13 protein-coding genes are annotated in these 15,073 nt (G+C 64.2%); 11 read left to right on the top strand and 2 right to left on the bottom strand.

Annotation, left to right across the window (positions count from 1 at the left end; genetic code table 11):
• Window positions 1-236 precede the first annotated feature (236 nt).
• The 3 genes from H8F01_RS03460 (at window position 237) to H8F01_RS03450 (ending at window position 3,276) form a co-directional block, all read left to right on the top strand.
• On the top strand, window positions 237-686 hold the full coding sequence (locus H8F01_RS03460) for a DUF3574 domain-containing protein (protein WP_187057690.1): 450 nt from the start codon (window positions 237-239) through the stop codon (window positions 684-686).
• A 1-nt stretch (window position 687) separates the two neighbouring features.
• On the top strand, window positions 688-2,280 hold the full coding sequence (locus H8F01_RS03455) for a SulP family inorganic anion transporter (protein WP_187057689.1): 1,593 nt from the start codon (window positions 688-690) through the stop codon (window positions 2,278-2,280).
• Window positions 2,281-2,523: 243 nt separating this feature from the next.
• On the top strand, window positions 2,524-3,276 hold the full coding sequence (locus H8F01_RS03450; protein WP_187057688.1) for an SEL1-like repeat protein: 753 nt from the start codon (window positions 2,524-2,526) through the stop codon (window positions 3,274-3,276).
• 111 nt (window positions 3,277-3,387) lie between these two features.
• Here H8F01_RS03450 and H8F01_RS03445 read toward each other — a convergent pair whose 3' ends face one another.
• Entirely contained in the window at window positions 3,388-3,837 is a 450-nt protein-coding gene (locus H8F01_RS03445; RefSeq protein ID WP_187057687.1) for a hypothetical protein, read from the bottom strand.
• 389 nt (window positions 3,838-4,226) lie between these two features.
• Here H8F01_RS03445 and H8F01_RS03440 point away from each other — a divergent pair, with 389 nt between their 5' ends.
• The 5 genes from H8F01_RS03440 (at window position 4,227) to H8F01_RS03420 (ending at window position 10,355) form a co-directional block, all read left to right on the top strand.
• Window positions 4,227-4,577, top strand: a complete 351-nt coding sequence (locus H8F01_RS03440; RefSeq protein ID WP_187057686.1) for a hypothetical protein — start codon at window positions 4,227-4,229, stop codon at window positions 4,575-4,577.
• A 1,234-nt stretch (window positions 4,578-5,811) separates the two neighbouring features.
• The gene (locus tag H8F01_RS03435; protein WP_187059128.1) at window positions 5,812-8,670 is read left to right on the top strand and encodes a TonB-dependent receptor plug domain-containing protein; all 2,859 of its coding nucleotides are present in this window, start codon (window positions 5,812-5,814) and stop codon (window positions 8,668-8,670) included.
• Between the two features lie 146 nt (window positions 8,671-8,816).
• Entirely contained in the window at window positions 8,817-9,026 is a 210-nt protein-coding gene (locus tag H8F01_RS03430; protein WP_187057685.1) for a DUF1737 domain-containing protein, read from the top strand.
• A complete protein-coding gene (locus H8F01_RS03425) occupies window positions 9,020-9,532 on the top strand; it encodes a GNAT family N-acetyltransferase (RefSeq protein ID WP_187057684.1) in 513 nt (170 codons plus the stop codon). Before H8F01_RS03430 ends, H8F01_RS03425 begins: the two co-directional genes overlap by 7 nt.
• 247 nt (window positions 9,533-9,779) lie before the next feature.
• On the top strand, window positions 9,780-10,355 hold the full coding sequence (locus H8F01_RS03420) for a hypothetical protein (RefSeq protein WP_187057683.1): 576 nt from the start codon (window positions 9,780-9,782) through the stop codon (window positions 10,353-10,355).
• Between the two features lie 36 nt (window positions 10,356-10,391).
• On the opposite strand, the gene H8F01_RS03415 is transcribed toward H8F01_RS03420, so the two are convergent.
• Window positions 10,392-10,973: a flavin reductase family protein gene (locus H8F01_RS03415; protein ID WP_187057682.1), complete on the bottom strand. Its 582-nt coding sequence runs from the start codon at window positions 10,971-10,973 to the stop codon at window positions 10,392-10,394.
• 126 nt (window positions 10,974-11,099) lie between these two features.
• On the opposite strand from H8F01_RS03415, the gene H8F01_RS03410 reads away from it, so the two are divergent.
• The 3 genes from H8F01_RS03410 (at window position 11,100) to katG (ending at window position 14,919) form a co-directional block, all read left to right on the top strand.
• Window positions 11,100-11,549, top strand: a complete 450-nt coding sequence (locus tag H8F01_RS03410; RefSeq protein WP_187057681.1) for a helix-turn-helix transcriptional regulator — start codon at window positions 11,100-11,102, stop codon at window positions 11,547-11,549.
• 35 nt (window positions 11,550-11,584) lie between these two features.
• Window positions 11,585-11,995, top strand: coding sequence for a VOC family protein (locus tag H8F01_RS03405; RefSeq protein WP_187057680.1), 411 nt, complete (start codon window positions 11,585-11,587; stop codon window positions 11,993-11,995).
• Window positions 11,996-12,666: 671 nt separating this feature from the next.
• Window positions 12,667-14,919 (top strand): catalase/peroxidase HPI, encoded by a 2,253-nt coding sequence (katG, locus tag H8F01_RS03400; protein WP_187057679.1) that lies wholly within the window; start codon window positions 12,667-12,669, stop codon window positions 14,917-14,919.
• Window positions 14,920-15,073 lie beyond the last annotated feature (154 nt).

The following is a 15,073-nucleotide window of genomic DNA, read 5'->3' as shown; positions in this document are numbered from 1 at the left end:
GTCAGCCCGGGCAACATCGCCGCATGGCATGGCCATGCGGCAACGGACGATGTCGTGGCTGGTCGACGTTCATGTCAGGCAGGCCTGTGTCCCCGGTGAATCTGGCAGTGGGCCCGTATCGCTACGTGACCGTTCGTTATTTGTTGCATTGCGCAAGATATGTTGTCAATACTTTGCGAAGGATCTCTACGGATATTTATCCGTATGGATGTCCAAACAAACATAAGGACATAACCATGCGTCATTTGCTTTTTCCATCCGCGCTGTTGTCGATGGCCTTGCTGTCGGGCTGCGCGACCACCGCGCCGGCGACCGGATCCACCTTGCATGGTGATGCGGCGCACCCCGCGCAGACGCAGGGGTGGGTGGAAACGCGGCTGTTCTTCGGGCTGGGCCTGGTGGATGACGCCAGCCATGGCGTGAGCGAGCAGGGCTGGCGCGCGTTCCTCGATGCCGAAGTGACGCCGCGCTTTCCCGACGGACTGAGCGTGCTCGACGTCTACGGCCAGTGGCAGGGCAAGGGCCAGGCGACGCCCGAGCGTTTGCGCTCCAAGATGCTGGTGATCGATTACCCTGACAGCCCGGCCAACCGCGACAAGGTGGAGGCCATCCGCGCCGCATGGAAGCAGCGCACGGGCGACCAGTCCGTGCTGCGCGTTACCCAGCCGGCCGAGGTGTCTTTCTGAGATGAGTACGACAGCACGCGAACGCTGGATTTCGCCCGGCGACCTCAACGGATTCCTTGGGCTGGTGGTCGACAACCTGTCGGTGCTGGCCTTTCTCGCCACCGCGCTGATCGGCGTGTTCGGTTTCCCGGCGGACATCGTGTTCCTGCGCATGGTGCCCGGCACCACCTTTGGCGTGTTGCTGGGCAACCTGGCCTATACGGCGATGGCGCGGCGACTGGCACGCCGCACGGGCCGCACCGACGTTACCGCGATGCCGCTGGGCCTGGATGCACCCACGAGTATCGGCATGGCCTTCCTGGTGCTGGGCCCGGCGTTCCTGCAGTTCAAGCAGGCCGGGCTGGATCCGCAAGCCGCTGGCCTCGCCACCTGGCGGCTGGGCATGGCGGCGCTGGTGATCATGGGCGTGCTGAAGTTCGTGTTGTCGTTCTTTGGCGGCATGGTGCAGCGGCACGTGCCGCGCGCCGGCCTGCTCGGTTCCATTGCCGGCATCGCGCTGGTGCTGATGGGCTTCCTGCCGCTGGTGGAAATACTCAAGCAGCCGCTGGTGGGTTTCGCCGGGCTGGGCGTGGTGCTGTACGCACTGGTGGCGCGTGCGCGCATGCCGTGGAACCTGCCCGGTGTGCTGGTGGCCTTCGTGGTGGGCGCGGTGCTCTATTACGTGCTTGGTCCGCTGGGCTGGCTGGGCGCCGGCTATGAACCGCCCAAGCCGTGGACGTGGCGCTTTGCCTTGCCGCTGCCCACGCTGGAGTGGGTGGGCGGCATGGGCGCTGCCGTGCCCTACCTGCCGTTGATCCTGCCGTTCGGCCTGCTGATGGTGGTGGGCGGCATCAACGTGACGGAAAGCGCGCGCGCCGCCGGTGACGAGTACCGCACGCGCGACATCCTGCTGGTGGAGGCGCTGGCCACGCTGGTGGCCGGCTTCTGTGGCGGGGTGGCGCAGACCACGCCCTATATCGGCCAGCCTTCGTACAAGGCGATGGGTGCCGGCACGGGCTACACCCTGCTCACCGGCTTGTTCGTGGGCCTGGGCGGCGTGTTCGGTTATCTCTCCAACTTGGTCGAACTGATCCCGCTGTCGGTACTGGCGCCCATCCTGGTGTTCGTCGCCATCGGCATCACCGTGCAGGCGTTCGAGGCAACGCCGATGCGCTATGCGCCGGCGGTGGTCTTCAGCTTCTTTCCGGCCATTGCGCGCATGGTGGCGATCAAGCTCACCGATCCCACCTATGTGTCGCCTGACCACGTGGTTGCCCTGTTCGGCGATCGTGCGCACGGCTTCTCGGAGCTGGCCATCATCAATGCGCTGGGCAACGGTTTCATCATCACCTCGATGGTGTGGGCCAGCTTCGTGGTGGCGATGATCGACGGCAACGCGCTGCGTGCGGCATTGATCCTGTTGCTCGGCGCGGCGCTGAGCCTGTTCGGCGTGATCCATTCGGTGGAGCTCAGCGGCGGCATCTATCTGCCATGGAAGCTCGACGAGGCGACGCGCCAGCTGGTCTGGCAGTTCACCGCGGCGTATGCAGTGCTGGCCGTGGTGCTGGTGGCACTTTCACTGAGCGCTTCGTCACGACGGGCGGAAGCCGCCTGAGGCATCTCGCGAATTTGCGATTGGACGCATGGACGCGTCCATCCGCTGTGGACACAATCCGCGCGCTTCGTCGCGATGGTGTCCGGGTGTGTGCCTAGGAACACGTATCCGGCATCACGCGACGAAGCACCATCGCCTGCAGCGCAGGCGCAAGAACATGCCATTTATCCGCCGTCATCCCGCCTGCATCCTGCCGCGTTAGGATGCGCCGTCCGCAACGCGGCTCAATCACGGGAGCAAGACATGGCAAGTCAGGGATGGAAGGGCAGGGCGTGCATGGTGGCGATGGCCCTGTGCCTTGCATGGGCTGCACCTCATGCGCATGCGCAAACGGCTGCCGCCACGCCAGGCACCGACAGCGTGCCTACCGATGCGGACCTGGCCAACACGCGTTGCGTCAGCGGTGAAGAGAAATTCCTGCCCGGCGATTACTTCTACTGCCTTGGCACGCAGACCTACGGCCAGGGCCATGTCGAATCCGCGCAGCACTTCTTCAAGGAAGCCGCCAGCTGGGCAAGCAAGCCGGCGCAGTACGTGCTGGGCGTGATGGCCCTCCATGGCGACCACCAGCCGGTGAACGTTCCGCTGGCGCTGGCATGGTTTGCGCTGGCATCGGAGCGTGCCAACTCGTCGTTCCGGCCGGCGTACGACACGGCCCTGAAGAACGCCAGCGAGGCTGATCGGCACGCCGCTGAGCAACTGTTCGCCACCATGCGCTCCACTTATGGCGATGCCACCGCCGCGCCGCGCGCAGAGCAGCGTTATGCCGAAGGCATGGCCAATCTGAGTCGCCTGGCCAACCGCGGCGCGAAGTTCTGCATGGCAGGCATGACCGATCCGTCGCGCCCCGTGGCCGATCCCATCGGCTGTCCGCCGGTGCAGGTCGTCGCCAAAATGGTGGACGCCGCTGCCGTGAACGTATTCGATGGCTGGGCCGGCCACGTACAGGTGGGCGCGTTGCAGCAGGTGCCGGACGCGGACGCGGGCAAACACTGAGCATTGCCGGATGTCTCGCGGCCCGTTATGCGGGAACGGCCGCGATTCAGCGCATCGGAGTGTTGGGGCTGCGATGCAGGACGTGGCGACGGCGCCGCGCCCTGGACAGCCTCAGTTGTGCGCGTCCATCACCCACGTCTGCGTAAGCGTGGTGAGGTCGGCGAGGTTCATGGAACGCTCGGCGCGTTCGAGTGCATTGCTGGCCGATTCCGCCGCATAGCGCATCAGATAAGCCAGGTGTGCGCGGTACTGCGAGCCGATGCCGTGCGCCCGGATCATGCCGGCGGCTTCCGCCAGGCACTCCAGGTCGCTGTACGCGCGATCAAGATCACTGCTGCTCGAGCACTGTATGAACATGCTGGCGATGTCCGGATCGCGTGAGCGCAGGCTCACCACGTCTTCCACCAGCCGTGCGGCCTGTCGCGCCGCGAACATCAGCACGTCAGCCGCCGCATGCGAGAGCTCGCTGTCGGAGACAGCGCGATCCGTCAGCTCCACTAGGCTGCGCGTGACAACAAGCAGTTGCGCCACGGGACGTGCCGCGGCATCGCTATGAGTCATGGTTCCGGCTCCCCCTCCGGACTGATGGGCGGGCACATTGTCCACGGAGTCGTGACGTTTGTGTACACGAGAGGGATAGGAATTTGTGACAGCCGTCGCGGCCCCTAGGCCAATCGGTCGAGGTCTGGCGCATGGGTTACCTGGGTGATGCAGGCTATGCCATTGAAAGGACTGGTGCTTGCGCGCCGTTGCGCGAATGATGCGCGTGCCGTGGCGCACCAGTGCGGGTGCGCCGGTACTTGTTCCGGAGGCCGCCTCTGGGCAGGCTTTGACCGTTCGCGTCCGGGTGGCCCCGCCGCCCGCCATGGAAGCTGCATGGGATGCAGGAAAAGGGGGCAGGCATGGAAACGGCACAGGCCAGGCGAGTTGTGCAATGCATTGTGGGATACATGGCGATCCTGCTCTTCGGCGTGGCGCTGGATCTCGCGTGGCATATCTTTCCCGATGCCCCCGGCATTGAAGCCATGCGCCACAGCGACACGCTTGCGCTTGCGGCATGGATAGGCTGCGGCGTGCTGGCCATCATGACGGTGTTTCTGCTGAGCGTGCGGCCCAGGCTGGGCTACCTCACGCTGGTGGCGCTGGCGGCTTGTTATGTCCCCGTATCGCTGGCGGTGTGGCGGCAGTTCGCCGTGTTGAGTTACTGGGCGTCACTGGCGGCCATGTCCCTGGCAACCTACGCCCTGTTTGGTGCCCGGGCAGAGGCCAAGGACGAAGACGCGAACGCGCCGGATCGATAACGGACGTCACCACGCGCGGTAGCCCGGATCAGCAGCCCGGATGAAGCGCAGCGAGAATCCGGGGGAAGTTCGCGAAGACCTTTCACAGCCGGCGCCGTGAATTCCCGGATTCCCGCCTTCGGCTCCATCCGGGCTACGACGCCAGGCGGTAGCCCGGATGAAGCGCAGCGAGAATCCGGGGCAACTCGCGAAGACCTTTCCCCATGGCGCCGTGTATTCCCGGATTCCGCCTTCGGCTCCATCCGGGCTACGACGCCAGGCGGTAGCCCGGATGAAGCGCAGCGAGAATCCGGGGGGAACTCGCGAAGACCTTTCCCCATGGCGCGGTGAATTCCCGGATTCCCGCCTTCGGCTCCATCCGGGCTACAGGGACGTAGCCGCGACGTAGCCCGGATGAAGCGCAGCGAGAATCCGGGGGAACTCGCGAAGACCTTTCCCCATGGCGCGGTGAATTCCCGGATTCTCGCCTTCGGCTCCATCCGGGCTACGGGGACGTAGCCGCGACGTAGCCCGGATGAAGCGCAGCGAGAATCCGGGGGAGCTCGCGAAGACCTTTCCCCATGGCGCGGTGAATTCCCGGATTCCCGCCTTCGGCTCCATCCGGGCTACAGGGACGTAGCCCGGATGAAGCGCAGCGAGAATCCGGAGAGAGGGCAGTTCCGACGAGGCATGGCCACCATCAGAAGGCGCAACGCCTCAGCGCAGACCGCTCCCTCCTGAGGTGCCGTCGACAGTCCTTGCGACAGCAACGTCATCCCGTTCTTTGCCTCGGACCACCCGGCAACACCTCGCCCCCATCGCCATTGCACCCGGAGCTCGCGACGACGGGCCGGAGGAAGCCCGTTTTTCGGTCCAATCCGCATGTTCTTGCGTGAAGCTTGCTCGTGTCATTCGCGAAGCTTGCAAAAAGCGAACGTTCGAAAGCTATTTCCATGACAGGGCAGCTATGTCGTAAGCATTTGTTTCCAATGAACCTTACGCCTCGCTTACAAAAATCGTTGACTTTTCGTGATGGCGACAGATACGTTCGGTGAAGGGCGGCAGGGGGGATCCGCAATTTCCTGCTTGTTTCAAGGGAGCACGGGACTGTCATGAGGACAGCCCCGCGGGGACTTGTGCGCCCAAAAAAAGCCAGGGCGACGCCTGGCTATCACATCGTCAGTCGATCACGTCGTTTAGGGGAGCTAGAAACGTGAAGCACTATCAAAACAGCAAGCTGTCTGTGGCCGTTCGTATGGGTCTTGCGATGGGCGCATTCGCCGTCGCGGGTGCCGTGTTCGCGCAGGATGCCGGTACCGCCCCGGCCAGCCCGGATTCGGCCAAGAAGCTCGAAACCATCACCGTTACCGGTTCGCGCATCCGCAGCGTGGACGTGGAGACCGCCCAGCCCGTCATCACGATGACGCAGGCCGATATCCAGAAGACCGGCCTGACCAGCGTCGGCGACATCCTGCAGAACCTCACCATCACCGGCCAGCCGACCTTTTCCAAGGCCGCCGTGCTGACCAGCAACACCGAGGAAGGCGGCCAGTACGTCAACCTCTACAACCTCGGCGAAAACCGCACGCTGGTACTGGTGAACGGCAAGCGCTGGATGACCAGCCTCAACGGCTACACCGACGTGTCCACCATCCCGGTGGCACTGATCGAGCGCATCGAAATCCTCAAGGACGGCGCGTCATCGATCTACGGCTCCGACGCTGTCGCCGGCGTGGTCAACATCATCCTCAAGGATCGCTTCAACGGCGCTGCCGTGAGTGGCTACGTCGGCCAGAACGAAGGCGGCCACAACGACGGCACGCAGCAGGCTTACTCGTTCACGGTGGGCACCACCACGGACAAGGCCTCGCTGGTGTTTGCCGCGACCTACAACAAGACCAGCACGGTGTGGGCGAAGGATCGTGACTTCACCAAGTACACCTACGGTGATTTCGACAACACCGCCGGTTACAGCGGTACGGGTCCGTGGGGTCGCTTCACCAACCCCGCCAACAGCAAGCAAACCTATGTGCTGAACCACACGGGTGACCCGAACAACATCGGCGTGGGTGCCGATTCGCGTGATATCAACAACTATCACCTCGGCGTGCAGGACAACGATTACTTCAACGCCACCAACCAGATGATGGAGCAGCTGCCGAGCGAGCTGAAGTCCATCTTCACCGAAGGCAGCTACAACCTTTCGGACAACGTGACGTTCAAGGCCACCGGCATGTATGCCGAGCGCAACTCGTCCACGCAGGTGGCCGGTTACCCGCTCACCAGCACCAGTCAGCCGAATTTCCCGGTGTACCTGAGTGGCGAGAGCTACTACAACCCGCTGCCGGGCAATGACCTGTCGTTCGCCCGCCGCATCGTCGAGCTGCCGCGCGTCACCAGCGAGAGCGCCAAGTCGCTGCACTTCGATGCAGGCTTTGAAGGCAATTTCGAGTTCCTCGATCACCCGTGGAACTGGGATGCGGGCTTTGGCTACAACAAGTACGACGTCGACACCACGGGCACGGGCAACATCAACCTGCTCAACCTGCAGCAGGCGCTGGGTCCGTCGTTCCTCAACGCCAGTGGCGTCGTGCAGTGCGGTACGGCGGCCAACCCGATTGCGCTGAACCAGTGCACGCCGTTCAACATCCTCGGCGGCCCGAGCGCGTCGACCAAGGAAGCGCTGAACTACATCATGGCGCGCGAGCACGCCACCGATCAGAGCATCAACAAGGACTTCACCGCCAACATCACGGGCGGTCTGTTCGAGCTGCCGGCCGGCACCTTCTCCTTTGCAGCCGGCATTGAACATCGCGGCGTCAGCGGTTATGACCAGCCCGATGAACTGGCCGAGTCCGGTTACACCACCGACCTGGCCGCGGGTCCGACCTCGGGTTCGTACAACACCAACGAAGCCTACCTCGAGCTCAGTGCGCCGCTGTTGAAGGATCTGCCGGGCGCCAAGTCGCTGGCCGTGGACATCGCCACCCGCTACTCGCACTACAGCAACTTCGGCAGCACCACCAACAACAAGTACAGCTTCACCTGGTCGCCGTTCGACGACCTGATGGTGCGCGGTACGTTCGCCAAGGGCTTCCGTGCACCGACGCTGGGCGACCTGTTCGGTGGCGGCTCGCAGACGTTCGATCAGTACACTGACCCCTGCGATGTCACCTACGGCAGCACCAGCAACCCGACGGTGGCCAAGAACTGCGCGGCCGCCGGCCTGTCGCCGACCGACTTCCACCAGCTCGATACCGCTGGCAATGCGGTCAAGGGTCCGAACCAGCAGGGCACCACGCCGTTCGTCGCCGGCGCAGGCAACCAGTACCTGCAGCCGGAACACAGCACCACCCGCACGCTCGGCCTCGTGTACAGCCCGCACTATGTGGACGGTCTGGACATGACGCTGGACTACTACGACATCAAGATAACCAATGTCATCACGCCGATTGACGCCAACTACGTGCTGGACCAGTGCTACCAGTACTCGGTGCAGGAGTTCTGCTCGGCGTTCTCGCGTGACGCCAACGGCCAGGTGATCAACCTCAACCGCGGCAACGCCAACCTGGGCTGGATCGAGACCACCGGCTACAACCTGGGCGTCAACTATCGACTGCCCACGTTCTCGTTCGGCAAGTTCGTGATCAACCTGAACGCGAACTACCTCGACGACTGGAATCAGATGAGTGCCGTCGGTGCGCCGGTCGTGAACTACGCCGGCCAGTACGGCTACAACCACTGGCGCGCCAACCTGGGTCTGGACTGGAACCTGGGCAACTGGGGCGCCACCTGGGGCATCCGCTACTACGGCGCGTTCCTGGACCAGTGCTTCAGCGACACCGTCCACTGCAACATGCCCAACTACACCAGCGTGAACTGGGGCTACGGCACGGGCGCCAATCGCATGGGCGCCTCGGTGTTCAACGACGCGCAGGTCCGTTACACCCTGCCGTGGAAGGGCACGATCTCGTTCGGCATGCGTGACATCTTTGACAAGCACCCGCCGAACACCGTCAACGCCTACGTGCTGGGCTACAACTCGTCGGGCTCGGTCGATCCGACGCTGGACCTGGGCCGCTACATCTACCTGCAGTACAACCAGCAGTTCTGATTCACCCCTAGCAGTCTCCCGTAGTAAGTTGCCGGAGCCGCCGCAAGGCGCTCCGGCTTTTTTCTGTGCACGACGGGCGGTCGATGGATGCACGTGGTGGTTGTACAGTCGGCATCCGTTTCCACGGCGCAACCCAAGGAGTTTCCATGCCAGGCTCACCTCCGGATGGTCTTCCCCGTTATCGCCTGCTGACCGGCAAGGACGACGCCGCGTTCTGCCAGCGCGTATCCGATGCGCTGGCACTGGGCTATCGCTTGCATGGCTCACCCGCGGCGACGTTCAATGGTGAGCATGTGGTGGTGGCGCAGGCCATCCTGTGGCCGGAACATGCCGGGGAGTCCGGCGACGCATGTTGATACGTGCAGAGGCGCCGGCCGATGTTCCTGCCATCCATGCGCTGACCGAAGCGGCATTCCGCGAGGCCGAACACACCTCGCACACCGAGCAGTTCATCAACGATGCCTTGCGCGACGCGGGGCAGTTGACGCTGTCACTGGTCGCGGAGGATGCCGACACTCTCGTCGGGCACGTGGCCGTCTCGCCGGTGGTGTTGTCCGATGGCAGCGAGGGCTGGTTTGGCCTGGGGCCGGTGTCGGTAGCGCCAACGCGCCAACGCGAGGGCATAGGCTCGCGACTTGTTCATCAGGCGCTGGACGTGTTGCGCGCGCATGGCGCGACTGGTTGCGTGGTGTTGGGCGATCCCCTCTATTACAGCCGTTTCGGCTTCAGCGCGAATCCCTCGCTGGTACTGCCGGATGTACCGGCGGCGTATTTCCAGAGCCTGCTGTTTGCCGGCCGCATGCCCGTGGCGGACGTGCGTTATCACCCGGCCTTTTTTGCCGGAGATCCCGGCGGAACGTGAACGTCACGCTCCCTCGCGTGCCGGTCGTGCCGAATCTGGCAACTGTGCCGCACTCATCATCGTATGGTTGATGCAGTCTTTGGACAGGGCGGGGGATGACCGGGATACGGTCAGGGAAGTTGTGCCAAGACCTGTTCAGGCGATGGCACTGGCAAGACATGCAAGGACGGGGTGCTCACCCGCGCGTGGCCTGTGTGGCCATGGCGTCTGATTGGCAAGCGGACGAGCGCTTGAGGAGTGGTTTCACATGACGATGGTCCTTCGCACCGCGCGCCTGCTGGCGCTGGCACCTCTGGCGATGATGGCGTGGATACGCCCGGTGTTGGCTGACGACGCCGCCAGGGATCTCCCCGAAGGCACCTATGAGCTATTGATCTGCAGCGAGGCCTGTTCGATCGACGCCCCGGAGAAGGCGTTGATCAGCGGCCGCATGGTGTTGCTGCCCTATACCTTCTCGCGTGCGGAACGGGAGTTGCTGGATCCGCGTGACGACATCGTTGCCTCGCAGCGTGACCTCAGCGCCTGCTACACGCTCAGCCTGCTGCCCGGGCGCAAGTTCACCGGTTACGCCAATACGCGACACCCCGCTGTCACGGGATGGTCATACCAGAACCAGCGCGTGCACCTGTCGCTCTTTCGTTCGCCGGATGCCGGCTATGAGGTCGACATGTCGCTTTCGGACAGCCTTTACACCGGCACGGGCATGTCCTGGGGAGCCGGTGCGGCCGACCCGAACGATCCGCACATCGACTACGTGCTGGCGCGACGCACGGGGCCCGCGGACATCAGCCAGTGCGGCCTGCCGGCATCGTCATCCCGCTAGCCGGTGGCAGTGGATGGCGCGCGTAGCCGTGCGGAGTCACTTCAGCGGATCGGCCTTGAGCGATGCCCCGATGGCATAGAACTGGCCACCGGCGATGTAGTGCAGGCTGCGCCACGCCGGGTCGGCGTGCTCGTAGTTCCAGTGGCCGTTGGCGAAGACACGCGTGTCCGCCCATGCGCCGACCACTTCGCCCACGAACAGGTCGTAGGTGTCCTGCATGTGCGGCTCGGGCATGAGGCGGCAGGCGAGCCAGGCGGAGCATCCCGCCACCAGCGGCACGTCATGGCCATCCACGCCGAACCACTGCACGCCGGCGCGTTCCAGCTTGTCGGGGACGTTGGCGCGCGAACGGTTTCCAACCTCGTAGGTGAGCTGCAGCTGTGCGGCGGTGGGCACCTGGATCACGAAGTGGCCGCTGCGCTCGATGAGCCCGCGCGTCAGCGTCTGCTTGTCCAGTATCACCGTGAGCTTGGGCGGATCGAAATCCAGCGCGCAGGCCCAGGCGGCTGCCATCACGTTGTCCACGCCGCCGTGACGGGCGGACACCAGCACGGTGGGGCCGTGGTTGATCAGGCGGTAGGCCTTTTCCAGCGGTACGGGTGCAACGTGGTTATCCATCAATGCGTCTCGCCGGTCAGGTGAATCACGCATTCTGCCAGCAAGGCCGGCTGTCGCCAGCATGGGCGCTTGCTTAGTCTGAACGGGTGGCTTGAGCCTGCCCGGCGCCCGTGACACGATCGGGCGATGGCCAGCAAACCCACCCAGGCGCAGACCCTGCGCGATCTTGCACGGCTGCGTCGCGTGCGCGATCGCATGGACCGCGAGTATGCAAAGCCGCTGGACGTGGAGTCGCTCGCGCAGGGCGTGCACATGTCGGCAGGGCACTTGAGCCGCCAGTTTCGCCAGGCTTATGGCGAGTCACCGTATTCCTATCTGATGACCCGCCGCATCGAACGCGCCATGGCCTTGCTTCGCGTGGGCGAGCTCAGCGTCACGGAGGTGTGCTTCGAAGTGGGCTGCTCGTCGCTGGGCACCTTCAGCACGCGGTTCACCGAACTGGTCGGCATGTCGCCCAGCGCGTACCGGCGCGAACAGGCGCACGCCACCCAGGGCATGCCTTCGTGCGTGGCCCGGCAGGTGACGCGACCGGTCAGGAATCGAGAAGCGCCCGTCGGAGAGCCCGAACTAGACTGATCGCCATGGACTTCACCACCCACTGAGAGGACCCCATGGATATCCAGATTCACTCGAGCTTTCTTCCGCAGAACGACCCGGACGCCGCGCTGGCGTTCTACCGCGACACCCTCGACTTCGAAGTGCGCAACGACGTGGGCTACGGCGGCAAGCGCTGGATCACGGTGGGCCCGAAGGGGCAGCCCGCGACCTCCATCGTGCTGTATCCGCCTGAAGCCAGCCCCGGCATGACCGATGACGAGCGCCGCACCATCGCGGAGATGATGGCCAAGGGCACCTTCGGCATCATCCTGCTGGCCACGCACGACCTGGCCAAGGCGTTCGAGCGCCTGCAGGCCCGCGACGCCGACATCGTGCAGGAACCGACCGATCAGCCTTATGGCGTGCGCGATTGCGCCGTGCGCGATCCGGCGGGCAACATGATCCGTATCCAGCAGCTGCGCTGACGCAGCGCTTGCGGAAACCGGGCAGGGTGGCGATGCACGAGCGTGCATCGCCACTTTTTTGTATGCCGGCCCGCCGGTGGGATTCAGAGGTTCAGCGCGCCAGGCTTTTCTCGACGACTGATGCCACCCGGCTCATCGACTGGGTCGCGCGCATTCGCGCGTGCTGCTCTGCATCATGGCCACCGTGCCGGCCCGAGGCCCTTTGTCCTGTCGGCATGAACAGGCACGGCGTGTCCGTATGAGTCTGTGGAAATACGCGTCGGCGCACCACGCGCCCTTCACCCTGCTTGCCGTATTAGTTCCGCTTTGTCGAACGCGCGTGTTCGTGTCGTGAAGCTATTGCAAAGAGATGGCAGCGACGCGAACAGAATGAAGGACCGTTGCGGTGACACCATAGGTCTTGCCTATCGGTGGCATTGCAAAAATCAAATTCTCTTGACGATGGCCCTTGCGTAAATTCCATGGACGACAGGTTTGTCGACGCGAGCCATACGGGTCCCATGCACGCCGCGACACTCACTATCTATGTCTGCCCATGCATGACCGGTGGCCCCTCGCGGGACGCCCGGGTGCGGCTGTCCGCGACACGCGCGACTGCATCACCAGCGCACCATCGACCTCTTGCGCCATCGTCGTACCCGTAGTGGATCCGTCTCCCAAGGAGAAAGCGCATGTCCAACGAAGCAAAATGCCCGTTCCCCCACGCCGCCGGCAGCGGCACCACCAACCACGACTGGTGGCCCACGCAACTGCGCGTGGATCTGCTGGCTCAGCATTCCAGCAAGACCAATCCGCTTGATCCGAATTTCAATTACGCCGAGGCCTTCAAGAGCCTCGACTACGCGGCACTGAAGAAAGACCTTGTCGCCCTGATGACCGACTCGCAGGACTGGTGGCCTGCCGACTTCGGTCACTACGGTGGCCTGTTCATCCGCATGGCGTGGCACAGCGCCGGCACGTACCGCATCGGCGACGGCCGTGGCGGTGGCGGGCGTGGCCAGCAGCGCTTTGCACCGCTGAACAGCTGGCCGGACAACGTGAGCCTGGACAAGGCGCGCCGCCTGCTGTGGCCGATCAAGCAGAAGTACGGCCAGAAGATTTCCTGGGCCGATCTGCTGATTCTTGCCGGCAATGTCGCGCTGGAAAGCATGGGCTTCAAGACCTTCGGTTTCGCCGGTGGCCGCGAAGACACCTGGGAACCCGACCAGGACGTGTACTGGGGCAACGAGAAGACCTGGCTGGGCGGTGATATCCGCTATGGCAAGGGCACACCCGGCAACGAGAAAGAAGGCGTGGTAGTGGCCGAGAAGGAGCTGCACGGCAGCGAACACAGCCGCACCGACAACGGGCGCAACCTGGCCAACCCGCTGGCCGCCGTGCAGATGGGCCTGATCTACGTGAACCCGGAAGGCCCGGACGGCAATCCCGATCCGCTCGCCGCCGCCAAGGACATTCGCGACACCTTCGGCCGCATGGCCATGAGTGACGAGGAAACCGTCGCGCTGATCGCAGGCGGCCACACCTTCGGCAAGACGCATGGTGCCGGTCCGGCCGACCATGTGGGCCCCGAACCGGAAGCGGCCGGCATCGAACTGCAGGGCCTGGGCTGGCACAGCAGCTTCGGCACCGGCGTGGGCGCCGACGCCATCACCAGCGGCCTGGAAGTCACCTGGACCAGCACGCCCACGAAGTGGGGCATGGGTTTCTTCCAGAACCTGTTCGATCACGAGTGGGAGCTGACCAAGAGCCCGGCCGGCGCCAACCAGTGGGTCGCCAAGGGTGGCGAAGCCACGGTGCCGCACGCGTTCGACGCCAAGAAGAAGCAGCGCCCGACCATGCTCACCACCGATCTTTCGCTGCGCATGGATCCGGGCTTCGAAAAGATCTCGCGCAGCTTCCTGGAGAATCCGGAGAAGTTTGCCGATGCCTTCGCCCGCGCGTGGTTCAAGCTGACCCATCGCGACATGGGCCCGCGCGCCCGCTACCTCGGCCCCGAAGTGCCGAAGGAAGAGTTCACCTGGCAGGATCCGATCCCCGCCGTGAACCATCCGCTGGTGGACGACAAGGATATGGCCGCGCTCAAGCAGACCATCCTGTCGTCGGGCCTGTCGGTGTCGCAGCTGGTGAAAACCGCCTGGGCTTCGGCATCCACCTTCCGCGGTGGCGACAAGCGTGGCGGCGCCAATGGCGCGCGCATCCGCCTCTCGCCGCAGAAGGACTGGAAGGCCAATGAACCCGATGAGCTGGCCAAGGTATTGAAGGTGCTTGAAGGCATCCAGGCCGACTTCAACAAGTCGGCAGCCGGTGGCAAGAAGATTTCGCTGGCCGACCTGATCGTGCTGGCCGGTGGTGCCGGCGTCGAACAGGCAGCGAAGAACGCCGGACACAAGGCAAACGTGCCGTTCTCGCCGGGCCGCATGGATGCCACGCAGGAGCAGACGGACGTTGAATCGGTCGGCATGCTGGAGCCGGCAGCCGATGGCTTCCGCAATTTCACCAGGGAAAAGTTCAGCGTGCCCGCCGAGGTGCTGCTGATCGACAAGGCGCAGTTGCTCACCCTGACCGCACCGGAGATGACCGTGCTCGTCGGCGGCTTGCGCGTGCTCAACGTGCACACGGGCAAGGACGCGCATGGCGTGTTCACCGACAAACCGGAAGCGTTGACCAACGATTTCTTCCGCCACCTGCTCGACATGGGCACGGAGTGGAAGGCGGTGTCGCGCGATGCGTTCGAAGGCATCGACCGCAAGACCGGCAAGAAGAAGTGGAGTGCCACGCGCGCCGACCTGGTGTTCGGTTCGCATGCGCAGTTGCGTGCACTGAGCGAGGTCTACGCCAGCAGCGACGCACAGGAGAAGTTCATCCACGACTTTGTCGGCGCCTGGGTGAAGGTGATGAACCTGGATCGCTTCGATCTGGCGTGATGCTGGCGATGGCCCCGCCGCGCTGGCGGGGTCACTTCCCGGCACCTGTTGTTCGTCCAGTCAGGAAACGATGCCCCGCCGCCCAGGCGGGGCATCGTCGTTTGCGGAGGGGCGTGGGACTCGTTGCAGGGCGGGGCGGCACGCCATGGGGCGG

It is taken from the genome of Dyella telluris, from assembly GCF_014297575.1.
GTDB classification, from domain to species: Bacteria; Pseudomonadota; Gammaproteobacteria; order Xanthomonadales; family Rhodanobacteraceae; genus Dyella; species Dyella telluris.
This window is presented reverse-complemented; position numbering and strand designations above follow the sequence as displayed.

Coding starts and splice junctions, on each gene's coding strand:
- H8F01_RS03425 (WP_187057684.1), top strand. CDS start 9,020: ATGTTGATACGTGCAGAGGCGCCGGCCGATGTTCCTGCCATCCATGCG.
- H8F01_RS03420 (WP_187057683.1), top strand. CDS start 9,780: ATGACGATGGTCCTTCGCACCGCGCGCCTGCTGGCGCTGGCACCTCTG.
- H8F01_RS03415 (WP_187057682.1), bottom strand. CDS start 10,973: ATGGATAACCACGTTGCACCCGTACCGCTGGAAAAGGCCTACCGCCTG.
- H8F01_RS03430 (WP_187057685.1), top strand. CDS start 8,817: ATGCCAGGCTCACCTCCGGATGGTCTTCCCCGTTATCGCCTGCTGACC.
- H8F01_RS03460 (WP_187057690.1), top strand. CDS start 237: ATGCGTCATTTGCTTTTTCCATCCGCGCTGTTGTCGATGGCCTTGCTG.
- H8F01_RS03405 (WP_187057680.1), top strand. CDS start 11,585: ATGGATATCCAGATTCACTCGAGCTTTCTTCCGCAGAACGACCCGGAC.
- H8F01_RS03440 (WP_187057686.1), top strand. CDS start 4,227: ATGGCGATCCTGCTCTTCGGCGTGGCGCTGGATCTCGCGTGGCATATC.
- H8F01_RS03410 (WP_187057681.1), top strand. CDS start 11,100: ATGGCCAGCAAACCCACCCAGGCGCAGACCCTGCGCGATCTTGCACGG.
- H8F01_RS03450 (WP_187057688.1), top strand. CDS start 2,524: ATGGCAAGTCAGGGATGGAAGGGCAGGGCGTGCATGGTGGCGATGGCC.
- H8F01_RS03445 (WP_187057687.1), bottom strand. CDS start 3,837: ATGACTCATAGCGATGCCGCGGCACGTCCCGTGGCGCAACTGCTTGTT.
- H8F01_RS03455 (WP_187057689.1), top strand. CDS start 688: ATGAGTACGACAGCACGCGAACGCTGGATTTCGCCCGGCGACCTCAAC.
- H8F01_RS03435 (WP_187059128.1), top strand. CDS start 5,812: ATGGGTCTTGCGATGGGCGCATTCGCCGTCGCGGGTGCCGTGTTCGCG.
- katG (WP_187057679.1), top strand. CDS start 12,667: ATGTCCAACGAAGCAAAATGCCCGTTCCCCCACGCCGCCGGCAGCGGC.